This is a genomic window from Paenibacillus glycanilyticus, from assembly GCF_030161375.1.
In the GTDB taxonomy this organism is placed as follows: domain Bacteria; phylum Bacillota; class Bacilli; order Paenibacillales; family Paenibacillaceae; genus Pristimantibacillus; species Pristimantibacillus glycanilyticus_B.
On record NZ_BSSQ01000027.1, the window covers coordinates 26,068 to 47,707 of the forward strand.

16 protein-coding genes are annotated in these 21,640 nt (G+C 48.9%); 4 read left to right on the forward strand and 12 right to left on the reverse strand.

Features of this window, described 5'->3' with window-relative positions; all coding sequences use genetic code 11:
• Positions 1 to 24 precede the first annotated feature (24 nt).
• Entirely contained in the window at positions 25 to 1,365 is a 1,341-nt protein-coding gene (locus QQK89_RS27480) for an ABC transporter substrate-binding protein (RefSeq protein WP_284241964.1), read from the reverse strand.
• Between the two features lie 242 nt (positions 1,366 to 1,607).
• Here QQK89_RS27480 and QQK89_RS27485 point away from each other — a divergent pair, with 242 nt between their 5' ends.
• Both QQK89_RS27485 and QQK89_RS27490 read left to right on the forward strand, forming a co-directional pair.
• Positions 1,608 to 3,146 (forward strand): glycoside hydrolase family 31 protein, encoded by a 1,539-nt coding sequence (locus QQK89_RS27485; RefSeq protein WP_284241965.1) that lies wholly within the window; start codon positions 1,608 to 1,610, stop codon positions 3,144 to 3,146.
• A 25-nt stretch (positions 3,147 to 3,171) separates the two neighbouring features.
• Positions 3,172 to 4,461, forward strand: a complete 1,290-nt coding sequence (locus QQK89_RS27490; protein WP_284241966.1) for a Gfo/Idh/MocA family protein — start codon at positions 3,172 to 3,174, stop codon at positions 4,459 to 4,461.
• A gap of 342 nt (positions 4,462 to 4,803) precedes the next feature.
• On the opposite strand, the gene QQK89_RS27495 is transcribed toward QQK89_RS27490, so the two are convergent.
• The 5 genes from QQK89_RS27495 to QQK89_RS27515 all read right to left on the reverse strand — a co-directional run bounded on the left by QQK89_RS27495 (position 4,804) and on the right by QQK89_RS27515 (position 12,264).
• Entirely contained in the window at positions 4,804 to 7,740 is a 2,937-nt protein-coding gene (locus tag QQK89_RS27495) for a fibronectin type III domain-containing protein (protein ID WP_284241967.1), read from the reverse strand.
• 176 nt (positions 7,741 to 7,916) lie between these two features.
• Positions 7,917 to 8,957, reverse strand: a complete 1,041-nt coding sequence (locus tag QQK89_RS27500) for a LacI family DNA-binding transcriptional regulator (protein ID WP_349816755.1) — start codon at positions 8,955 to 8,957, stop codon at positions 7,917 to 7,919.
• Between the two features lie 102 nt (positions 8,958 to 9,059).
• Positions 9,060 to 10,526 (reverse strand): polysaccharide lyase family 8 super-sandwich domain-containing protein, encoded by a 1,467-nt coding sequence (locus QQK89_RS27505; RefSeq protein WP_284241968.1) that lies wholly within the window; start codon positions 10,524 to 10,526, stop codon positions 9,060 to 9,062.
• Between the two features lie 34 nt (positions 10,527 to 10,560).
• Positions 10,561 to 11,199 (reverse strand): hypothetical protein, encoded by a 639-nt coding sequence (locus QQK89_RS27510; RefSeq protein WP_284241969.1) that lies wholly within the window; start codon positions 11,197 to 11,199, stop codon positions 10,561 to 10,563.
• Positions 11,200 to 11,412: 213 nt separating this feature from the next.
• On the reverse strand, positions 11,413 to 12,264 hold the full coding sequence (locus tag QQK89_RS27515) for a helix-turn-helix transcriptional regulator (protein WP_284241970.1): 852 nt from the start codon (positions 12,262 to 12,264) through the stop codon (positions 11,413 to 11,415).
• A gap of 145 nt (positions 12,265 to 12,409) precedes the next feature.
• Between QQK89_RS27515 and QQK89_RS27520 the strand changes: the two genes are divergently transcribed.
• A complete protein-coding gene (locus tag QQK89_RS27520) occupies positions 12,410 to 13,366 on the forward strand; it encodes an MTP-1 family protein (RefSeq protein ID WP_284241971.1) in 957 nt (318 codons plus the stop codon).
• A 51-nt stretch (positions 13,367 to 13,417) separates the two neighbouring features.
• On the opposite strand, the gene QQK89_RS27525 is transcribed toward QQK89_RS27520, so the two are convergent.
• The 6 genes from QQK89_RS27525 to QQK89_RS27550 form a co-directional block, all read right to left on the reverse strand.
• Positions 13,418 to 15,739, reverse strand: a complete 2,322-nt coding sequence (locus tag QQK89_RS27525; RefSeq protein WP_284241972.1) for a helix-turn-helix transcriptional regulator — start codon at positions 15,737 to 15,739, stop codon at positions 13,418 to 13,420.
• An 80-nt stretch (positions 15,740 to 15,819) separates the two neighbouring features.
• On the reverse strand, positions 15,820 to 16,695 hold the full coding sequence (locus QQK89_RS27530) for a carbohydrate ABC transporter permease (protein ID WP_284241973.1): 876 nt from the start codon (positions 16,693 to 16,695) through the stop codon (positions 15,820 to 15,822).
• Positions 16,696 to 16,707: 12 nt separating this feature from the next.
• The gene (locus tag QQK89_RS27535; protein ID WP_284241974.1) at positions 16,708 to 17,616 is read right to left on the reverse strand and encodes an ABC transporter permease; all 909 of its coding nucleotides are present in this window, start codon (positions 17,614 to 17,616) and stop codon (positions 16,708 to 16,710) included.
• Positions 17,617 to 17,681: 65 nt separating this feature from the next.
• Positions 17,682 to 19,331, reverse strand: a complete 1,650-nt coding sequence (locus tag QQK89_RS27540) for an extracellular solute-binding protein (RefSeq protein ID WP_284241975.1) — start codon at positions 19,329 to 19,331, stop codon at positions 17,682 to 17,684.
• Between the two features lie 323 nt (positions 19,332 to 19,654).
• Positions 19,655 to 20,170: a hypothetical protein gene (locus QQK89_RS27545; RefSeq protein WP_284241976.1), complete on the reverse strand. Its 516-nt coding sequence runs from the start codon at positions 20,168 to 20,170 to the stop codon at positions 19,655 to 19,657.
• A 42-nt stretch (positions 20,171 to 20,212) separates the two neighbouring features.
• Complete coding sequence (locus QQK89_RS27550) at positions 20,213 to 20,602, reverse strand: hypothetical protein (protein ID WP_284241977.1); 390 nt, start codon at positions 20,600 to 20,602, stop codon at positions 20,213 to 20,215.
• Positions 20,603 to 20,749: 147 nt separating this feature from the next.
• Here QQK89_RS27550 and QQK89_RS27555 point away from each other — a divergent pair, with 147 nt between their 5' ends.
• Positions 20,750 to 21,460 (forward strand): class I SAM-dependent methyltransferase, encoded by a 711-nt coding sequence (locus QQK89_RS27555; RefSeq protein ID WP_284241978.1) that lies wholly within the window; start codon positions 20,750 to 20,752, stop codon positions 21,458 to 21,460.
• Positions 21,461 to 21,640: the final 180 nt, after the last annotated feature.

Here is a 21,640-nt window from a genome sequence, read left to right on the forward strand (position 1 = left end):
ATGATTTATATTGTTGTTCGATGCTTATTTCGAGTCGGCAATTGCTTGATTCATCATCTCGGCAACTTTCTTCGCGCCTTCTTCTACGGAAATCGCTCCGCCCCATACCTGCGACATGATCTCAGGCTCTTTCGCGAACCATACGGAGTACGCCGTCGAACCGCTTGGATAAGGCGTTGCGTCCGCTACTTGCTCGGTGAATACTTTCAGATTCAGGTTTGGTCTCGATGCCAGCCATGCATCCTGCGTTCCGTTGAATGCCGGAATAGCCGCGCCCATTTGCGCCGTAATTTCCGCCGCTTTCTGCGATCCGAGGAATTTCAGGAACAGCCAAGCTTCTTCCTTGTTCTTGCCGCTTGCGGACATTACGTTGCCCAGACCGTTAATGATATTGGCTCTTTTTGCTTTGCCCATCGGCAATTTCGCCCAATCCCATTTGCCTTTGATAATGTCGCTGCTGTCAATATCGCTGATCCGCCACGAACCGTCGAAGATCATCGCCAATTTGCCGGACTTGAACATCTCCGTTGCTTCCATATCCGTCATTTGTTGATGCGTAGGAGAAGCGCCGTCAACCGTCATTTGATAACGGGCTTGCAAAGCTTCGATCGAAGCCGGATCATCGTAGCCCGACTTGCTCATGTCATCGGTAATGATTTTGCCGCCGTTAGCGAGGATATCGTTCCAATAGCCGGTTTGCGTGTCCATCTTTGCGCCAAATCCATAGATGCCTTTGTCAGGTTGGCTCAGTTGCTTAGCAACCTCGGCCAGCTTCGCATAAGTCCAAGTGTCGTCCGGATAAGCGATTCCCGCTTGATCGAACAGCTCTTTGTTATAAGCTAGGCCAATCGTGTCGAAATCTTTGGGAATACCGTAGTTCTCGCCGTTCAGCGTATAGATGGAAGCCAGATTCGCGGCATAATCATTAAGATTAATCTCACCGGCTTCTACTTTGCTTGTGATTGGCTCAAGGAATTTACCCGATGCGTAAGTAACGAATTGGCCGCCGTGCATCCAGAACACGTCAGGCAAAGTTCCCGCAGGAGCGGCAGCCGACATTTTTGTCCAGTAATCTCCCCAAGGGATAACTTCGACCTTCACTTTAATGTTAGGATTTTGTGCCGTGAACTCTTTCGCGATCGCTTCCATAGCCGGCTGCTGGATTTTATCCCAGATTGCATAAGTAATCGTTACGTCTTTCTTCGGCGCTTCCGTTGCTTCCCCGGCACCTGCATTGTTGCTCGCGCTGTTCTCCGGTTTGTTGTTTGGCGCGTTGTTCGAGTTGTTGCCGCATGCGGCGGTGATTAAGGATAAAATCATCATGACAGCCACTAACAGGAATGAAAATTTGTTTCTTCTCACCATTTGACATCCCCCTAATAAATTGTTTAGGCAAAATTTTTTGCGCAAACTTTAAGTTTGCATCGCCTCTTGCCTCTTTACATGGATTAGTTTAAACGATAACTATACCCGCTTTAAATGCCACTTTTTTAAGATTTCATGCCTAAATGTTAAGGTGAAAAAAAGTTTGCATTCAATTCTAGAACGCTCCATAATAATAAATAATTGCGCAAATAATTTCATTAAACCGATTGGGAGTGTCTGCGATGACGATTACGGTACTGCAAAGAGAGCCTGGCGAGTTCTGGTGGGGAGGCGTTATAAACGAAGGACATCTGATGCCGTTTGGCGAAGGAACGCATTCGCGCGATATACGAATGACGGATGATAATCAAGCTGCCCCCTTATTGCTTTCTAGCCGGGGAAGATATATTTGGTGCGAGGAGCCGTTTTCTTTCAACTTTGATCATGAAGGCTACCTCAAGATCGACCACGAGCAGAAGCTCGACATTGAAGAAGGTCATGTCAACCTTCAAGGCGCTTACCTCCATGCAAGCAGCAAGCACTTCCCGCCTTCCGGCGATACGCCTGACAAGCTGGCCTTTACGGCTCCGCAATACTGCACATGGGTAGAGATGTTCTATGAACCAACGCAGGAGAAACTTCTTCATTATGCTAAATCAATTATCGAGAACGGCATGCCTCCCGGCGTGTTAATCATTGACGATAACTGGATGCAGGATTATGGAACCTGGGACTTTGAGAAGCATCGCTTCCCCGATCCCGCTGGGATGATTGCGTCTCTGCACGAGTTAGGGTTCAAAATCATGCTGTGGGTATGCCCGTATGTAAGCCCGGACAGCATCACGTTCCGGCAATTGCAGCGCAAAGGCTACTTAATGAAGGATGCGGACGGAACGCCTATCCTGCGGAGATGGTGGAATGGGTACAGTGCGGTTGTTGATTATACCAGCACGGATGGAGCTGCCTGGTTCAAGCAGCAGCTGGACAGGCTGACCCAAGATTATGGCGTGGACGGCTTCAAGCTTGACGCGGGCGAGCCTATTCTGCCTTCCCTGCACAATGACGTAACGCAAGAGGTTGCGTGGTCGCGCCCCCTGCTCCAGATGGAAGATTGCCAGTCTTATGCCGAGCTCGGGATCGGTTACTCCCTTAGCGAATTGCGCATGAGCTGGAAGCTTGGCGGCCAAGCGCTCATTCAGCGGCAGCGCGATAAAGCGCATGCGTGGGATGCGGGCGGACTTGGCGGATTAATTCCGAACGCGATCGCCCAAGGGCTGATGGGTTATGCCTATAATTGTCCCGATATGATTGGCGGGGGGCTCGATGGAGACATCAACTCGCCGGATTTTCATTTCGATTCCGAGCTGTTCGTCCGTTCGGTGCAATGTTCGGCCTTATTCCCAGCCATGCAATTCTCCATGGCGCCTTGGCGCGTTCTGAATGGCGAAGAATTATCCTGGTGCATGGACGCCGTACGGATCCGGACGAAGTTAGGTCCTCTGATCTCCGAATTGGCGAGCGAAGCTGCCGAGTCTGGACTTCCCATCATGCGCAGCATGGAGTTCGTCTATCCGCAGCAAGGTTATCATATGGTTAAAGATCAATTCCTGGTAGGCGACTCCATTCTCGTAGCCCCGGTCATTACCAAAGGTCAGCGGAGCCGGGTCATCCAGTTCCCTGAAGGCCGCTGGCTCGGCGATGACGAGAGCATCGTCGAAGGACCTGTCCGGCTAGAAGTCGAAGCACCGCTGTCCCGCTTGCCATGGTATCGGAAATTATAAATCGTTATTGCGAGGAGATCATCCTATGAAAACAATCAAATTAGCCGTAATAGGAGCAGGAGCGCGCGGGTTCTTAGCGTATATGCCTTATGTGCAGCGATTTCCGCGAGAGGTAGAGATCGTTGCCGTTGCCGAACCAAACGAGGAGCGAAGACAGCGGTTTGAGGAAGCTTTTAACCTAGGTGCCGAACAGCTCTACTCCACTTGGGAGGAGCTGCTGAGTCAGCCAAAGCTTTGCGATGCCCTTCTGATCTGCACGCAAGACCAGATGCATTACGAACCTACGATCGCCGCTCTCCGCAAAGGGTATCATGTGTTGCTCGAGAAGCCGATGTCGAGTAGTCCGAGCGAATGCGTGGAGATGGAGAAAGTCGCCCGTGAAGAAGGTCGCCTGTTATCGATCTGCCACGTGTCGAGATACACCCCGTTCTGGCAAACGATGAAACGGCTCGTTAGCGAAGGTTCGATTGGAGAGATCATGTCCATTCAGCATAACGAAAACGTCGGTTACCTCCATTATGCCCATAGCTTTGTCCGGGGCAATTGGCGGAACGACGAGCTTTCCAGCCCGATGATATTGGCCAAATCCTGTCACGACATGGACCTCATTCGCTGGCTTGTTGATGCGGATTGCTCGAAGGTCAGCTCCTTTGGATCGCTTGGCCACTTCCGGATTGAGAATGCGCCAGCCGGTTCGACCGACCGGTGCACGGATGGCTGCGAAGTTGAATCCTCCTGTCCGTACTCGGCCTTGCGGTTCTATATGCAAGACCTTAAATCCAATCCGTTTGCGGCTCTTATAGCCGATCCTCCTACCGAAACTAACCGAATGAACGCCATCCTGTCCGGTCCTTATGGCAAATGCGTTTATCGGACGGACAATAATGTCGTGGATCATCAAACGGTCAATATGGAATTCGAGAATGGCGTTACCGTGATGTTCAGCATGAGCGGGTTTACGCGCGATATTAACCGGATCGTTCAAATCATGGGTACCAAAGGAGAGATTCGCGGCGATTTGTTAAACGGGCGTATCGAACTTTTCGAATTTTCAACCGGCACCCAGTCTGTCATTCAAATTCCAAATAACCAAAGCGGTCATCAAGGAGGAGACGACGGGATTATGAGGCAATTCGTGTCCGACCTCCGGCATGAACGCTATTCCGGCACTTTAACCTCGGCGCAAGCCTCGCTGGAAAGCCATTTGATGGCTTTTGCCGCCGAGAGTTCCAGGCTGAATGGCGGCGCCGTTGTCGAGATGAAGCAATTCCGCGAGTCGCTTGCACCGGCCTCGCCAAGCAACGCCGCTGTATGAGAAAGTGACTGTATGCAACCCAACATGACTCACAAGCTTGAGCCAACACAAAAAGAGGTGTCCCATAAGTCATGAAAATGACGATGGGCACCTCTTTTTAACTAGGTTAAACAGCAGCCTGCGCATTAAATGTTCTTCCGATCGCCATTGCTCAGGGATTCCTTGAATTAATATTTTTAGAGGTAGGGAATCCCTGAGCAAAAGCGAACGCTTCAAAGCTTTCTGAAAGAAAGCTACCTCGTAAGCATGAGCTTCGCTTCTCCAGAATCATTTAATGCTCCGTCTGCCCTTCACCTATTATAAATTTACTGATGGATCCGTTCTAGCGAGCGAACCGCTTCGTTATTCAAAACGAATCTCGTCAATCCAGACCGTGCTGTTGCCCCCATGCCAGAATGTCATCGTTAATTGTCCTGGGCTGCTGCGGTCTACGCCATTGGCCGCCAAATCAATTTGGAGATCCTTATAGCTTGTTGTTACGGTGTCCCCGCTGAAATTCCCCAGCGTCTTCGTCACTCCGCCGATCGTAAGCTGCATATGGCTCTGCTCGCCGCCGTTTGCGCCTTTGATGCGAATGATCATCTTCGAGTAGCTGCCGATGTTCTGAGTAATATCCGTGCCTAACCAGCCGTTATTGTTATACTCCAGCTTCAATGCCCCGGAATCAATAACGCCCGCATTATTGACGAAGCTGTTAGCGCCCGCCCACTTGCCAAGGTCATTGCTTCCCGGCCAGCTTGGCGAGTTGTCGAAGTTGTCGAGAAGCAAGGCGGTTGTTCCTCCTGCGGCGTTTGTCGTGACGTTAGCCGCTGCGCTAGCCGCCGACAGATTGCCCGCCGCATCCTTTGCTTTTACCGTATACGAGTAGGCCGTGCTGGCACTTAATCCGCTATCCGTAAAGCTGGTGGCCGTTGAGGTGCCGGCTTGATTCCCGTTTCGGTAGATCACATATTGGGTAACGCCGACATTATCCGTCGAAGCGCTCCAGGTTAAGCTGACGGTACTGGCGGATTTACCGGATACGCTCACATTCGACGGTGCTGTTGGCGCCTGCGTATCACCGCTGCTTCCTCCTCCGCCGCTGATCTGAATGCGGTCAAAGTCCGGTGCCCATCCTGACGGGTTCGAGAAATGGATCGTGTTATTGCCAGCATTCAGCTGCACTTGCGTCTGCACGGTGCCAACCGTCGTCCAGCTTCCCGTGCTTGGCAGGCTTAGCGTAACGGGAGATCCGCCGTTAACCCGCACTTGGGCGGAACGAGCCTCGCCGCTAAGATAAGAGACGGTCATCGTATATGTCCCCGCCGCCGACGCGTTTACTCCGTTGAATTGCAAAGTACCGTCGTTGTTGCCGACATACCCTACTTTGGAGCCGCCTGAACAAGTGCTGCAAGCAGAAATAACAGCCGCTCCAGTCCGCGTATTGGCTGAAGCTTCCGCTTCATAAGTTGTCGTTGTTCCGCCTCCGCCGGAAGCGTTCGTGGTCGCATTAACCGAACTGCTTGCGCCCGATACGTTCCCCGCTCCGTCCTTTGCCCTGACGGTGTAGCTGTAATTCGTGCTTGGACTTAAGCCCGTATCCGTAAAGCTTGTTCCGGTCGCGGAGCCCGCCAGCGTCCCCCCGCGATACACATCATAACCCGTTACGCCTACGTTGTCGGTCGAAGCCGACCAGGTCAGGCTAACGCTATTCGCGGTTGTTCCGCTTACCGCCACATTCCCCGGCACGCTTGGCGCCTGCGCATCCGTGCTTCCTCCGCCGCTGTACCCGCCATCATACGCCGTTTGAGTCAAGCTATAAGATAACGTATTGTCCGGCTTCAGCAGATCAAAAGGCCCGATGTTCTGGTCAGCCGGGTCCATGCCGATTCCCACTTTGCCAAGCGGCGTTCGGCCGCCTGAGTAATAGTTCGTATTAGCGAATCTTGCGCTTGGCTTGTAGCCGTAAGGATCAAGAATGGATAGAGCCAGCGTGTACGTTCCTGCCGGCATATTGGATGGAATCGTAAACGCGCCGGTTACTTGCTGAACGGCAGGCGCCTGATTATATTGGCGCGTCGAGCTGTTCCAATCGTCGCCTGGCATCCAGTTCCTAATGTCTACTCCGTTGAATATGCCTTTCCAAGCAACCGAACGATCGCTTCTCAGCAGGCTTGCTTCCACCGGCCAGTTATAATAAAACGGAGCCGACCCTTTATTCACAACGGAGAAAGATACATTCATCGCTCCGCCAGGCGACACGTTGCCGGAATATGTAGCTTGGTTGATCACGAATTGATAGCCGAATTCCTTCTGCATCAATGCGGCGCCTTGCGACACGGCGGAATTGCCCGCATCGTACAGATCGATCCATCCGAGACTTGTTGTATGCGTTTTTTTGATCCAATCGATGACGTAGTTCCGGTGGTTTGGATCGCTTAACGTATCATCCGGCGAATCGCCCGGCTGAATTTGCTTTTGTCCCCAATCATAAGCAACCTCGCCGCCATTCACTTGCGTTCTCCATACGTTACGCGCAACAATCCCTTCCCCGCCCGACAGATCATCAATCAATGCGAAGGAGTCCCATAAGAAACCGAAGTTATAATTGGTGAAGGTATCGGGATACCGCACTTGGACCTTCTTGTTCTGAAAAGCCTGCGTAGCCGCGTCGCCTAACGCGGTCTGGAAAGCGAGCGGCATCCGGTCGGTCCCATCGGCTAGCTTATCCGGCCAAATATGATGCTCTCCCCAGTTCCCCCACAGTCCGAGCTCGACGTAAGCGACTCTCGGATCGTTGTCCCAGGCTTGTCCAAGCTTCTGGATAAAAGCGGTCAAACGGTTTTTTAGCGTATCAGATGTCCACTGCGTCGCCACGTCGCCGTGAGGAACGCCTTGCGGCCAATATTCCCCGCCGTTCGGGTACACGATAAACACGCGAGGGATCACCTTTTTGTTCTGGCTTTCAATCCCGGCCCAGTTGGCATTGCTCCAGTCCTTGATTTTCTGAACGGAGTCGGAGGCCGCATTTTCCAAATCGGTGTATTTGATGTATTGCTTATACACGATCGCATACTCCTGATTGGAGAAGCTGGTGTCATTCATGAACCTGGTTGGCCGGAATCCTTTTAATGGATTTTTAAAAGCCTCCGGCGTTTCCGTTAAGTTAACCGTGATGGAACCTACCGCTGCTGATGCTTTCTCTTGAAACGGCAAAGCCAATGAACCTCCCGTCAATAAAACAAAAGACAATAAAACCGTAAACGCTTTCATAAGTGATCCTGAACGAGTGTTGCTCATCAATCATCCCTCCCAGCGTATCTGTGCAAATAAGTTGCGCAACTATTTTGCGCTCTTAGTATATTCTACCAGCATTTACTTCGTCAACGATGAAGTTATAGAAAAACAAAAAAGCCGTACAACAGATCCTCTTAGATCTGTTGTACGGCTTCTAAATCCATTCGTTGGCGCGCCGTTTACCGTTTATCCGACACCTTCGAGCACGATTCCCGCTCTATGATTTCGGTCTTCAGGCTAATGTACACCTCTGAAATATTGCGGTTCGTAATTAATTCCGTCAGTACTTTGACGATGATGGAGCTGATATCGTATCTGAATCTTCGTACGGTCGTGAGCGGCGGAACCATAAACTCCGATAGCTTCAGATCATCAAAACCAACCAAGGATACGTCCTTCGGAATACGGAGATTCATCTCCGCCAAAGCTTTCATAGCGCCATAAGCAATAATATCGTTAAAGGCGAAGATCGCCGTTACGGTCGGCTGTTCCTTCATCAATTGCTTCACGGCTTCATAACCATGCGCGGGATCAAATGCCCCCATGATAACATTGGCGTCGGACCATGACAGGTCCAAATCGCGGAAGGCGTCTTTGCATCCGTCCAACCGGTTTAAGTTGACCAGGTGATTGTTAGGCCCCGCGATCATTCCGATCTTCCGATGACCAAGCCCATGCAAATATTTAATAACCTCGTAAGCGCCTTTGCGATTATCGTAGTCAATATAGTTCTGGCCGGTCTTATAGGTTCTTCCATTCGTATACACGTACGGAATGCCGAGTCGATTCAATTCTTCGAACATTTGGTCGCCTGCAAAGGGGTCGAAAATAATAGCTGCGTCCACATGATCCTCGCCCAGCAGTTTATAGGCCGGAGAGGTCTGCGAATCCGTATAATGCTTCACGATATGAATCTGATGGCCATAAGCTTCAAATTCATCTTTCAAGTGATTCAAGTCCGCCGAGGTAGACGGGTCATTGTCGAAAAAGTCATTATTGCCCGGGACAATGATCGCAATATTGTAGGCGATGCCTGCCTGCTTGGAGGGGGCGATCCCCGGCTTTAAATGCTCATTGGCGATATCCAGCACCTTTCGGCGAGTCTCCTCGCTGAAATTGCCTTGGTTATTGATAATTCTGGAAACCGTACTGATCGAAACATTTGCTTTTTTTGCAATTTCTTTGAGTTTGATACAAGCCCCTCCAATCTTTAGGAAAATTTTTGCACAATAATGAAATTATAGCGTCTATTCAAGCAACCAGTCAAATCCAGATGACCAGAAAGAAACCACCCTATCCATAGAGTGGTTTCTTGAACTTGTTTATTGGCTGATCTCAATATAATCGATATCGCTCCAGCCGTAGAATTTGCTGATCTCAATCGTATTGCTGCCGGCGTTTAGAGTAATCCCTCCGTAATTTGCATCCATCCAGCTGCCGGATGAACTCGGCAGAGAAAGATTGCTTAACGATACGCCATTCACTTTCAAATATTGTGCCTTATCTACTTCGTCCGCATAACGTACCTTAAGCTGATAGGTGCCTGCGGCTGGTGCATTAACCGAGAAGACGATTTTGTCGCCAGTAGCTTCAAATGAGCTGGCCAAAACATGTCCCGTTCCCGAATAGCCAGCCTTGGAAGTGGCGACGGTTACGCCGGTTAAAGCTGCCGATTCCGCCTCGTAACGGGTTGTTGTTGGTGTCGCGGCAAGATTAAATTTGACTCTTGCGGCCGCGCCCTTCTTGCCATTCACATTCACAGAGAACTTGATGGTTGGGCTTGTTTGAATGACGGTAACGTTGGCATCATTAAAGGCAACGCCCGAGGCGCTTCTTTGGATTTCAAAGTTAATGACCCCCGTATTGGATTGCGTTGGATCCGATGCGCTAATATCTAGCGAAGTTCCCCAATCCTTGATCATAATGGAAGCTTTCTTGTCGCTCGACAGATAAGCTGAGCCGTCTACATTGATTGTGGTCAGCGCATCCGTCCAGAAGTTCGCTCCAACGGTGCTCACGCTTTTTTCCTTGACCGCCTGCGCTGAAGCATCATTTCGGAGCACCGTAATATCCGGATTGCTTGCATAGGCGGAAGTTTGGCTGGCAGTACGGTTCGGCAGCAATACGTATGAATAAGAAGCATTCGTGGGAGCCGTTCCATGATCAAAATACATATTTAAGTAGTTTTTGGTGACGGCTGTTGTGGAGCCGCCTGCGGTAATGAGAGACCAGCTGCCTGTTCTCGCCAGTCTTTCCGTCTTCAGCGATGTTGCACCTGGGAAGTAATAACCTAGATCGGAGCCGGAAGCCGTGTTGCCGGCCAGATGAGCCCAATTGACGCCGGTAAGGGATTGTACACCTTGCGCAAGCGAAGCGGATTGGACGGTTCCGTTCACGGTGAAGGTGTTGTCACCTGTACTATTGAGCTTTCTATCATCCACTGTCGTATGGACGTAGACCGGGGCGTTCCCGTTATTCGCGTCAACCGTTGCGGTATCCGTAATCCCAGCGCCAAGCGCAACAAGCTCGTTATCAAAGAGGAAATACGACTTCTTGCCGGTCAAAGCGCTTGTCGGGTCGGCCAACTCCATGCCAGCCGTTACATAACCGTTGATGGAGGAGCCGCCTGCCCAGCTTTTTGATGAAGCCGTGCTCTGAGCTTGATAGTTATTTCGAAGTCTCGTATTCACCGTTGTGCCCGGTAGATGATAGAAGTCAATCGTTGACCAATAATCCTGATTGTAATAGGTCTGGTCGTTGTTGTAGAGATAGGTCTGGCCATGGCTCAAGTACCAACCCTTCATATTCTCTGCATTAATCGATTCATACCGTTGTATTCTGAATCATAAGAGTTGGATCCGAGGAATAGGAATCAATAGCCGCAACGTATGCGGCAATTTCTGCTGCTGTATAGCTCGAATACGTCATTATAAGAACATCTTCTAATTGAAGCGGCGCCCCAATCTCCCATTCCCACCAATTATCGAACTGGTTCGTGTTATTGACGACGTACACGTTCTGAATCATCCAGGCTACGCCATCCTTTATCTTCGTTAGCAAGGCAGCATCATTGTAATAGGTTGAGCCCACCGTAGAATAAGCAAGCGCCATCTCTCTCAGCTTGGAGAAAGCAAGCGTCACTTCGCCTGAACTATCCCAAGCCGTACTGGAAGTCGATTTCTTGAAGTCGACGCCGTTAAACAAACAATTACATGCCGTTCGGTCAGTACCCGTCTTGAACGCCGCAACGGCATTGTCAGCTGCTGTATTGATTCTAGTAATTCGGTAAGCAATATCGGTATCTGTCGTGCTGAACGAAGTTCCCCCTGTAATCATCGTCTTCCATTTGTCCCGCAAACCGTCAAGTTCATCTGCAGCTGCTGCCGGCTGAACCCCAACAGCTAATGGCATGATGCTCAATAATAAAGCGAAAACGATTGCCAGCTTAAAAAGCTTCACCATGATTTCCTCCTCTAAACGCGTAAATTTGAGATTTCTGCTATGGTGCAAAATTTGAGACTTAGATCTCCTTTCCACTCAATAACCCGAATGTAAGGGCTTACACGTTTAAGCTACAGAAAGTTCATCAGCCTGTAAATGTACAACTTTTTACGAGACATCGATTTTTGATAATCTACTCTTCACTTTTTGACCTATGGCCGCAAATCAACTGATTTAAGGCGTATTTACCCTGCCGCATTGACGGAAACGGTAAGGAGTCAGGTTATGTTTTCTTTTGAACAACTCATAGAAATAACTCAGGTTGTCCAATCCAATCTCCATGCTGATCTCCATGATTTCCATATCCGTGTTAAGGAGCAGATTTTCCGCATACGATAATCGCAGTCCGTTGATGAACTTGGTAGGCGATGTCCCCTTATATTGCTTGAACATTCTGCATAAATAAGCATGCGACTTGCCCGATAATTCGACGAGCGCAGACGCTCCCCTTGTAAAATGCTCCTTCTTCTTAGCTTCGCCGCAAAGCGCAAGCAGCCACTCCGGCTGGGCCAACTCATTTCCCGGCTCCTCCGCCCCCTTAATATAACGGGAAAACAAGTCGGTCAATAAAGCTCTGACCTCTGCCTTTAGAACGAGCTTCTGCTCGAGGGGGATGAACTGAAGCTGGTCCAGACGGTAACGGACATATTCCTTCTCCGTCTTGGTTAATAGAATCGTAGGCGGCATCTCTGGCTCGAACAGCCTTGAACGGGGGAATCCATCACCTAGAAAAGCGATTAAATCATCAAGAGCTTCTCTATAGAACGACAAATTAATAAACTGGCAGTCCCCTTCGCTCAACTGTTCGTAATAATGGACGTCGCGGTCCCGTATGAACACAAGCGTATTCTCTTGCAGCAACTGGCGGCGGCCGTTAATAATATGTGCGACGCTGCCCTTCAAGATGAGAAACAGTTCAAAGAAATCATGCGTATGCATGCCGATCGTATCCTTAATTGAAGTGATCAGCCGGTAGTGCGCTTGAATATCCGGATCAATGCCGTCTTCCGCCAGAAGCTTCATCATGAGGAGGTTCCTCCTTGTTATATTAAACATCGTCAATGTCAAAATACCATCATTTATTTGAAATTTAAACAAGATTTTCTTGTCTGTTCTCTTTAACATAACAGCTATAGGATAGATAGCCGACTGAAGGGAGACTCGGAATAAGATGAATTTACAAGAGCAACGTCTGCAATTCGAAGCTACAAAACGCATTTACGAGAGTGCCAAAGTTGATTTCCGCGGCGTCGAAGGCTTCGACGTATATAATCCGTCCATCCCGTTCGAGTGGAACGGCAAACGTTATATGTACGGCCGCGTAGAGAAACGTCAAGAATGGGCAAGATCTTGGGTACGCTTGTTCGAGCAAACGGGTCACGATCAGTGGACGCTTGTGCAAGACACAATGATTTACCAGCTGGAAGATCCTTATGTCAGTATCATTGGGCAGCAAGTTGTACTGGGCGGCACGCATGTAAGGTTTAATCAAGGAAAGTTGGATACGTACTACGGTTACTTCTACAAAGGCGATGATCTGAACGATCTGCTCTACTTTACGACAGGCCCGGACTATATGAAGGATATCCGTCTTGTCCAGATGGCGAATGGCAAAATAGGCGTATTCTCTAGACCCCGAAACGAAGAAGTGCGCAGACTGTACGGCAGCGAATCGTTGATCGGCTTCACCGTCATCAACAGTCTGGACGAACTGTCATCGGAGGTCATCGAGAATGCTCCGCATATTGCCGGTCTGTTCCAGAAGGGCGAATGGGGCGGCTGCAACCAAGCCTACTTGCTCGAAAACGGTAAGGTTGGGGTCATCGGCCATATTTGCTACAAGACGGTGGATGAGAAAGACGAGCCTACTTTGACTTATATGAACATGTCCTTTGTTCTGGACCCGGCAACTAATCAGTTCGAGGATTTGAAAATAATCGGTACCCGCTCCTGTTATCCGGATGGCCCTGCCAAGAAACCGGACCTAACGGATTGCGCTTTTACTTCGGGCATCGTCATGCGGGCAGACGGCAACGTCGACCTGTACAGCGGGATCGGCGATACCGAGGTCGGACGGATCGTCATCGATTACCCATTCGAAAACGAAGGCCCGATTATTACGCTATAGTCGATAGTAAAAAGAAACGGATGGCGCGATGCCATCCGTTTCTTTTGCATGCTAGTTGGCTGTGTTATTCAAGAACAATGCTTTGTATTGTCCCGGCGTCATGCTCTCATGTCTCTTGAACACGCGCGTAAACGTATTAAGGTTCGTAAAGCCGGCTCTCTCGATAATCTCGTGAATGGGCTGATCCTCTTCCCGCAGCCACTTCTTGGCCAGTTCAATCCGTTCTCTCTGGATGAAATCAAGCAGATTGCCGCCAAATTGCTCTTTGAAGAAACGCGATAAATAAGAAGAGCTAATATCGAATTCCGCCGATATCATCGTGAGACTCAGGTTCGGGTCATGCAGATGTTGAAGCACATAACTCTTAATCTCATCGCGCATATCGCTGTTATGGCTCTTCTTCCGCTTCTGCATATAATCGCAAACGGACTTCAGGAAGAGAAGCATTTCCGCTTCCATCTCTGCGAACGTCTCGCATCTTACGAGCGTGCGGAACAAATCCATCTTCTCCACGATATCCGCTTTCGAATTCATATTGATCTGTTCGACCGCCTTCAGCATCGTACCAATCATCTCGAACATGAGACATTTGCCGAGCTGGATGGACAATGTGCCGCCCTCAATATTGCGAAGCATAATATTGCGTACGACTACCGCTGCTTCCTCATAACTTCCCGTGACGACATGATTAATGAGCTGGCGTTCCACTTCAAGCGGATAATCCAGCTCTTCCTTGGGCTTACTCACCCGGTCATAAGGAATGAATTGATTCTGACCAAGTATGAATTTGTATTCCACCGCTTCAACCGCATCCCGATAGGCGGTTGATATGCCATCCCAATACATACGAACATCGCTGAAAGACATCGTGAACCGAAGCAAAAATTTGCTCTGGATAAACGCCATGGTATCACTGGCCGCTTGCGCCAATCTCGTACGGGCTTCATCCGCCTCGCCCCTAATATTGATCAGGAAAGCAATGTCATTATCAAGCGCGATGGAGTAGACGAGATGACCCTCTCCTTGAACCGTCTCTTCGATAATATTGGTCACGATCATATGAACGAAGTGCTCCCGTTCAGCCACATCCATCTTCACGCCGGAACGGAACAGCTCGTTGTAATCCTCGATTTGCACGAGCATAACGGCAAAGTTGTCCGCATCGAACCGGATGCCGTATGTTTCGAGCATTTGCAGCACCGACGGATTTTCGGCCAATTTCCCTCTTAGGAGCCTTCCAAGGAAGTTCGCTCTCATTTCTTTATGATGCGCCAGCAGCCTTTTCTCGTTCTCGTCGTGCCTCGTAACGCTGTCGGCCATAAAAGCTTGCAGCAAAGCAAATTCGTTGCCGGCACTCTTCAAATTGTATTTCACTTTATTCGATACGAAATCAACCATGCTCTCGATCGGCCGGTAGTTTTTTCTCGTCATCCAATAAGCCAAGGCGCCGCCGATGCCGATACAGAGCACAAGATAAAGGACAATTAATAACTGAAGCTTCGTAACCTGCGCATCATAGATCCGTTTAGGCACAGCCGTAAAATACGTCCAGCCCGTTTCCTCCGAATTCAGACTGGATACCATCAGCTTCGAATCGTTCCAGCGGATCGTCTGCGAGGTTCCGAAATCCCCAGGCCTAAACTTAGCGGCAATCGCTTGCGACAGTCCGTTATCCGAATTGGTAGACATGATCACTTTTCCGTCCGGTCCCATCACAAGCACGATACTCTCATTATTCAGCTTCACGTTCTCAATCACTTGCAGCATCCGCTCATTATTCAGAAAGACGATCAGCTTTACGCTGTCTCTTGGCACATTCGGAATCTGGATCGACTGGGAATACGCCAGCATTGTGCCGATTGAATCTGACTGAGCTAGATTCATGAAGCTGCCATCGTCGTGAGAAGCCATCCAAGCTTCCCACCCGGCCTTAGAAATGCCTGATTTACGGTGGAAATTATCATAGATCATGTCGCCTTTATTTAACGTCGTAGTCGTCAGCCCCAGCTTGTAATCCGACTCATAAACGTAGAAATTCGAGATGATGCTGTTTGCGCTTTTGTATCCGGCAAAGCTGGCGATCAAATCGACGGCCGTCAGTCTCCAGCGAGCACTTTCGTACTCCATATTTTGAATGAAATAGGACATCCGGGGATCGTTCAGAAGCTGTGAACTTAATCTTCGAATATCCTTCAACTGATAGTCGATATTTTGCTGAACTTGCGTCAGCATGGCATCGTTCGACTTTCTGACCTCTGCCATAAGCATATTGCGGTTCTGAATTTGGAAGCCCGCAAAAAATAGAATAGGAATGGAGAGGACAAATAAATACGACATAAACCAGACTAGAAAAATCCGGCTGCGTTTGGACATCTCCACTCCCCCTATCCCATAATTATACAATTTTCGATGAATGCTATCATTCTATCACGGTGCTATGGATGCGCCAATATTTATTCTTTTATTGCGCCAACCATAACGCCTTTCACGAAATATTTCTGCAGGAACGGATAAACGAGCAAAATCGGCAGCGTTGCCACCATGATCGTAGCATAACGGATACTTTCCCCAATCGCCTCCTGATCGCCAACCCCCGCTCCAATCGACATCGATTCCGTGTTCTTGAAGATCAGAATTTCTCGCAAAATAAGCTGCAGCGGGAACGTCTCGCGGTCTCTCAAATAAAGCAAAGCTTGGAACCACGAATTCCAATGCGCAACCCCATAATAGAGAAGCATAACGGAAATCACCGGCATGGATAGAGGAACTACGATCCGAAGCAATACTCTGAACTCTCCCGCCCCGTCCATTCTGGCCGATTCGATTAAACTCTCGGGAATGCTGCGCATCGACGTAATCATCACGATGAGATTCCAGCTGTTGATGGCCGATGGCAGGATCAGCGCCCAGTAGGTACCGCCCATATGCAGAAAGTTATTGACCAATAAAAAGTTTGGAATAAGACCGCCGCTGAAAAACATCGTAAAGACGATCATCATGAGCAGCGTATTTTTGAGCATGAAGGTTCTCGATAACGCATAAGCCGCAACCGTCGTCATGATCAGGTTGATTAACGTCCCCGTCACGACAATGACGATCGTATTGCGGTATCCGTTCAGAATATTAGGATTATCGAGAACGGCTTGATACGCATCCAATTGGAACCCCAGCGGTCTGAGCAGCACGCCCGAGTGGGCAATCAGCTGCTTCGAATCGCTGAAAGAAGCCATGAGCACATGATAGAACGGATATAACGTGCCGACTGCAAGCAGCATGAGCAGTAACCCGTTGAAGACAGAGAAAGCGCGTTCCGGCAAGCTTAATCTCATCTACGCTCCCCCTTACCAGATCTTGTTCCCGGACAGACGCCTGGATAAGGAATTGGCGCTGAACAAGAGCACGAAATTGATGATCGATTGGAATAGACCCACCGCTGTCGTAAAGCTGTAATCATTAGCCCCGATTCCCATTCGGTAGACAAAGGAAGAGATGACATCCGCCGTTTCATAAGTCATCGGACTATAAAGCAATATGATTTTCTCGAATCCAACATCGAGCAATGATCCTGTTTTGAGAATCAGCAAAATCACAATTATGGATGTGATACCCGGAAGCGTCACGTTAAGGGTCTGTTTCCAGCGCCCTGCGCCGTCAATCTTCGCAGCCTCGTACAACTCGGGATTAATGCCGCTTAGCGCGGCCAAATAAATAATCGATGACCAACCGATCTCCTGCCAGATCTGCGAACTGACATAAATCGTCCGGAAGTTGCCTGCATCTCCGAGGAGCGCCGATCGCGTTCCGCCGAAAAAGGAGATGATCGAATTGATAATACCGCCGGTACTCGTAAACTCGACGATAAATCCGCAAATGACTACGGTTGAGATAAAGTGGGGTAAATACGATACGGTCTGGACGAATCGCTTAAACGTTGCAAGTCGAACTTCGTTAATAAGCAAAGCGAGGATAATCGGCGCGGGAAACCCGAACACGAGATCATAAAAGCTGATCAATAAGGTATTGCGAATAATGCGCCAGAAATAATAGCTCTCGAAAAAATCTTTGAAATTGTCCAAGCCGACCCATGGACTATGCCAGATTCCTTTGCCCGGACTGAAATCCTTGAATGCTATAACGGCTCCCGACATCGGAGCATATTTGAAAATGATGTAGTACGCAACAACAGGTAGAAGCATGATGTATATGGCTTTGTTTTTTACAAGGTCATCCTTCAATCTTCTAATCATCATGACGGCGCCGCTCCTCTAGTGGTAAGAAGAAAGGGGAGTGAACCTCCCCTTTCTTCTCTCGAATCTTAACGGGAATTGTAACGATCCAGCGCAGCTTGTTGAATGGCAATGACTTTCTCGATATTCATCTTCTTCAGCTGATCGACCATCTTGTCGAAAGCATCGATAGGTTCTGCGCCAAGCGCAATCTTAATCGTCATTTCATTCCGGTACGTCGTTACGTCATTCATGATTTTCGCAACTTCATCCGACTCTTCAGGCGTAAGGCTAACCGGCGGCATGAGCACTTTCATCGCATTATCCGCATATTGGGAGAACGTCTTAACGGCGTCTTTCTGCGAGTCCAGTTGATAGAACTGATCGTTAAAGCGGTCGTCATCCGGGCCGATAAACGAATAGTTGGCCACGAAATATTTCGCCATAGCTTGCGCAATAGGAAGACCGTCAGGGTTCTTCAAGATCAGATCGGTATAAACCGGCTCGCCGTTAACCATGTTGTACGTCTCGCCTTCGATACCGAAGTTTTTCAGCAACTGCCCTTCCGGGCTGTACAGGTAATCAAGCGCTTTGATCGTCTCGACCGGATTTTTGTCCGAGGTGGAGATCGCCGCTCCAAATCCATCCCACTCCCAGCTGCGAGGAACGAAGGAGGGCTCGTCGCCTTTGTTTAGGACAGGGAATTGTACCGCTTCGAGTTTGGCGTTAGGTTCTGTTTGCTGAAGAGCTGGCGTATATACGCCGATGCTGCTGCCGATGTACCCGAAAAACGCGCCGGCTTTGCCGCTTGTAATAATCGCGTCTTTTGTCTTGCTGTCATTGGTGGCAAAATCATGATCGATCAAACCTTCGTCATACCATTTCTTGAAGGTCGACAGGTAATCTTTGAAAGCAGGCTCAATCGAACCGTATTTCACCTTGCCGTTATCTACGTAAAAATCAATGTTCAGACCGTATGCTCCAAGGAAATCGTTATAGCCAACGATTTGATCCTTGCTGAGCGTATAAGGAGTTACGCCTTTTTTCTCCTTGAACGTTTTCAAGACATTTTCCCATTCCGCAATTGTTTCGGGTTTCTGGAGGTGCAGTTCATCCAACCAGTCTTGACGGATAATGAGACCGCTGAATGTTTTGTATTTGCCGTGCTCCCCGGCTCTAAGATGCGGAATCGCATAAATATCGCCGTTATCCGCCTTCAGCTGTTTCGCAACCTCCGGATTATCGTCGAGCATTTTCTTCAGGTTCGGAGCGTATTGGTCGATCAAATCGTTCAGTTTGATGACGCTGCCGTCCGTGAACATTTTAGGCAAGCCGCCCGGGATCCAGTTCCAGTTCTGAAAGATGACATCCGGAAGATCACCCGATGCCAGCATCACCCCAAATGCGTCATTGCTGCCTGCAGCAGGATGATTAAAGGTAAAGTTAACGTTCGTGCGTTTGCCCCACTCCTTCACGGCCGCAACTTCATTTAGATTGCTGACGACTGCCGCGGCATTGCCGTTCAGCTCTGCCCACATGGAGATATCGACCGGTTTAGCATCAGCGGGTGGCGACGGCTCTGTCTTGCTTGCATTGTTCGTTTGGCTGTTTGTTGTGCTGCTTGCTTCCGAATTTGCATTGCCCCCATTGTTATTGCCGGAGCATGCCGATAACGCGCCTAAACTAAGGGTAAGCGCTAACGATAATGCAAGGACTGACTTTCTCTTCTGCGATGGCATAGATGAGGATCCCCCTAACGATATTTGGTTTGGACTGTCGTTCGTCCTGGGCTAACCATAGCTAACTTCGCCGTTCATTGTATATCCACAAGATTTTTCGCTTGTTGCAGAATTTGATAATAGTGCCCGAAACCGTTGATTTTACTGGATTTCTAGCTTGTCCTACCTAATGTATCACTAATATAGTTATCAGTCAGCAAGAGGCAACAATGTAAAAAAACAAAGCCGGAACATCCATTTTGGATGCCCCGGCTTTGGCCTGGCTCTCTCTATCATTTATGAAATTTCGATCTGAACATCCGCGGCTGTAATTATGAACTCCATTAGATTTTGAACATTCCGATTAGAGGCATAATCTGTTTGACCACATTAAGACCCATTTGGATAGTGGGCATCATTTGCTTGAAAGATCCGAAAAAGCCGTTTGACTGGCCTCCGCCTGCCGCTGCCGCCTGTGCCGGCTGGCCTAACGGATTTACTTGCGTCGATAAAGCCCCTACTCCGTTAAACCCGGACGGTCCCGATAACATCGGCTTGAATAAGCCCGATGCCATTGAACCAAAAGAATTGAGAGTTCCGATACCGCCTATCAAAGTATCCAGGATTCCTGAAATTTGAACTTCCGGCGATTTGGAACGATCGGTAAGATTCACTCTCCCACAGTTTCGGGATTCACCAAGAATGAGCTGATGGTCCTGAATGGCTTGAACCGTTCCAATATAACAGCTGCCGTCATTTAATAACACATAAACGGGCTGCCCGACCAAACGTTTCGCTTTTTTGACTGCATGAATGCTTCCCACTGGCTCTCTTTTTCTAGGAGCTTTCCTGGATGCCATCTTAATACCTCATTTCGCAAATTCAAATCGTGTTAACGCGGATCAAATACAGAAGAATGGCAAAATGAAAAGCGATGCGATGATGGCAAACGGGAAAAAGAAGCAACCGCCGCCAAATCCGCCGCAACCCCCACCGTAGCCGCCGCCATAACCGCCGCCGTAACCGTCATAGCCTCCACCGTAGCTGTCATAATAGTTGGATATTCTAGCTTTATGCTTGGAGCGTGTTTGTTTCTTGGAATGCTTGCCGCTTCTAGCAGAAGATACAGTAACGGCCATTTTGTCAAACGTAACGTCTTCTAGCATTAACTGACCGTTCTTTACTCCTTTTATCGTTCCGATAATATGCCTTCCATCGTAAGTGAGCGCGCTAACCCTCCGTCCGATATGCGGATAAACCGTCTTTTGGGAAACCGAATAAACTTCCTGCATATACTTATTCCTCCTAACCTGAAGCTTATATATCTTAGACTATGAAAATAGCTGCTAGATGGTTTGTACGATTGTCTTCTATTTGAAAAAAATAACGAGATCCATAGCGGAAGTTATGCATACAATATCGGAAGAGGTGAGAAGGCATTGGATTACCCTACCTTATTGGCCAGGCTCGGCGAAGGAAGCGCGCATCCGGGAGGTTTCCAAGCGACGAAGGAATTAATCGGACAAATAGACTTTCCGCGCGGCGCAGCAGTGCTGGAATCTGGCTGCGGAACTGGCCGGACGGCGTGTTATTTAGCCAGTTTGGGCCTAAACGTAACCGCTATAGACCGAAACGAGGATATGATTCAAAAAGCGACGCACCGCGCGAGGTTAAACGGACTTCCTATCCGGATCATGCAGGCGGATGCCGCATCCCTGCCTTTTCCAGACGAGACGTTTGATGCCGTCTTTACGGAATCGGTAACGGCTTTTACGCAAGGCAGCTCCGCTCTCAACGAATATTGGCGAGTGCTGAAGCCAACGGGTGTCCTATACGATCGCGAGCTGGCATTTGCCAAAAAATTAACGGCGGCACAAAAGAAAAAGCTACAATCGTTTTACGGACTGCAGCATCTGCGAACCGTTCCGGGATGGCTGAAGCTGCTCAGCACATCAAAGTTTCATAAGTACTCCGCGACTCCATTCTCACAGCTGAAACAACAGGCGAGCGATAACGACCCTTTAAGGTTAGTCGATCATGAATTATTCTCGAAGCCTGATGCCGTTGCCATGATGATGACAAATGAGCGCCTTATGACCAGCTTCTCCAAATTGATGGGCAGCGTTGTTATTACGGCTTGGAAAGGTTGAAGGAATATGTAGAACATAAAAAAGCAGTAGTGACAGAGTTATATGGGGACTGACCCCATAGAGTGAGACAAATTAAAACACCTTCATGAGAATGCCTCCATGTCGTAAGATATGGGGGACAACTTTGGAGGTGTTTATGCTTTGGCAACAAGAGTTAGTTATCCACTAGACACAAATCTG

Bases quoted from the DNA above. Each gene is read 5' to 3' on its own strand.
- QQK89_RS27510 (WP_284241969.1), bottom strand. From the start codon at position 11,199: ATGGTGAAGCTTTTTAAGCTGGCAATCGTTTTCGCTTTATTATTGAGC.
- QQK89_RS27525 (WP_284241972.1), bottom strand. From the start codon at position 15,739: ATGTCCAAACGCAGCCGGATTTTTCTAGTCTGGTTTATGTCGTATTTA.
- QQK89_RS27540 (WP_284241975.1), bottom strand. From the start codon at position 19,331: ATGCCATCGCAGAAGAGAAAGTCAGTCCTTGCATTATCGTTAGCGCTT.
- QQK89_RS27515 (WP_284241970.1), bottom strand. From the start codon at position 12,264: ATGATGAAGCTTCTGGCGGAAGACGGCATTGATCCGGATATTCAAGCG.
- QQK89_RS27480 (WP_284241964.1), bottom strand. From the start codon at position 1,365: ATGGTGAGAAGAAACAAATTTTCATTCCTGTTAGTGGCTGTCATGATG.
- QQK89_RS27520 (WP_284241971.1), top strand. From the start codon at position 12,410: ATGAATTTACAAGAGCAACGTCTGCAATTCGAAGCTACAAAACGCATT.
- QQK89_RS27495 (WP_284241967.1), bottom strand. From the start codon at position 7,740: ATGAGCAACACTCGTTCAGGATCACTTATGAAAGCGTTTACGGTTTTA.
- QQK89_RS27545 (WP_284241976.1), bottom strand. From the start codon at position 20,170: ATGGCATCCAGGAAAGCTCCTAGAAAAAGAGAGCCAGTGGGAAGCATT.
- QQK89_RS27535 (WP_284241974.1), bottom strand. From the start codon at position 17,616: ATGATGATTAGAAGATTGAAGGATGACCTTGTAAAAAACAAAGCCATA.
- QQK89_RS27530 (WP_284241973.1), bottom strand. From the start codon at position 16,695: ATGAGATTAAGCTTGCCGGAACGCGCTTTCTCTGTCTTCAACGGGTTA.
- QQK89_RS27490 (WP_284241966.1), top strand. From the start codon at position 3,172: ATGAAAACAATCAAATTAGCCGTAATAGGAGCAGGAGCGCGCGGGTTC.
- QQK89_RS27485 (WP_284241965.1), top strand. From the start codon at position 1,608: ATGACGATTACGGTACTGCAAAGAGAGCCTGGCGAGTTCTGGTGGGGA.
- QQK89_RS27550 (WP_284241977.1), bottom strand. From the start codon at position 20,602: ATGCAGGAAGTTTATTCGGTTTCCCAAAAGACGGTTTATCCGCATATC.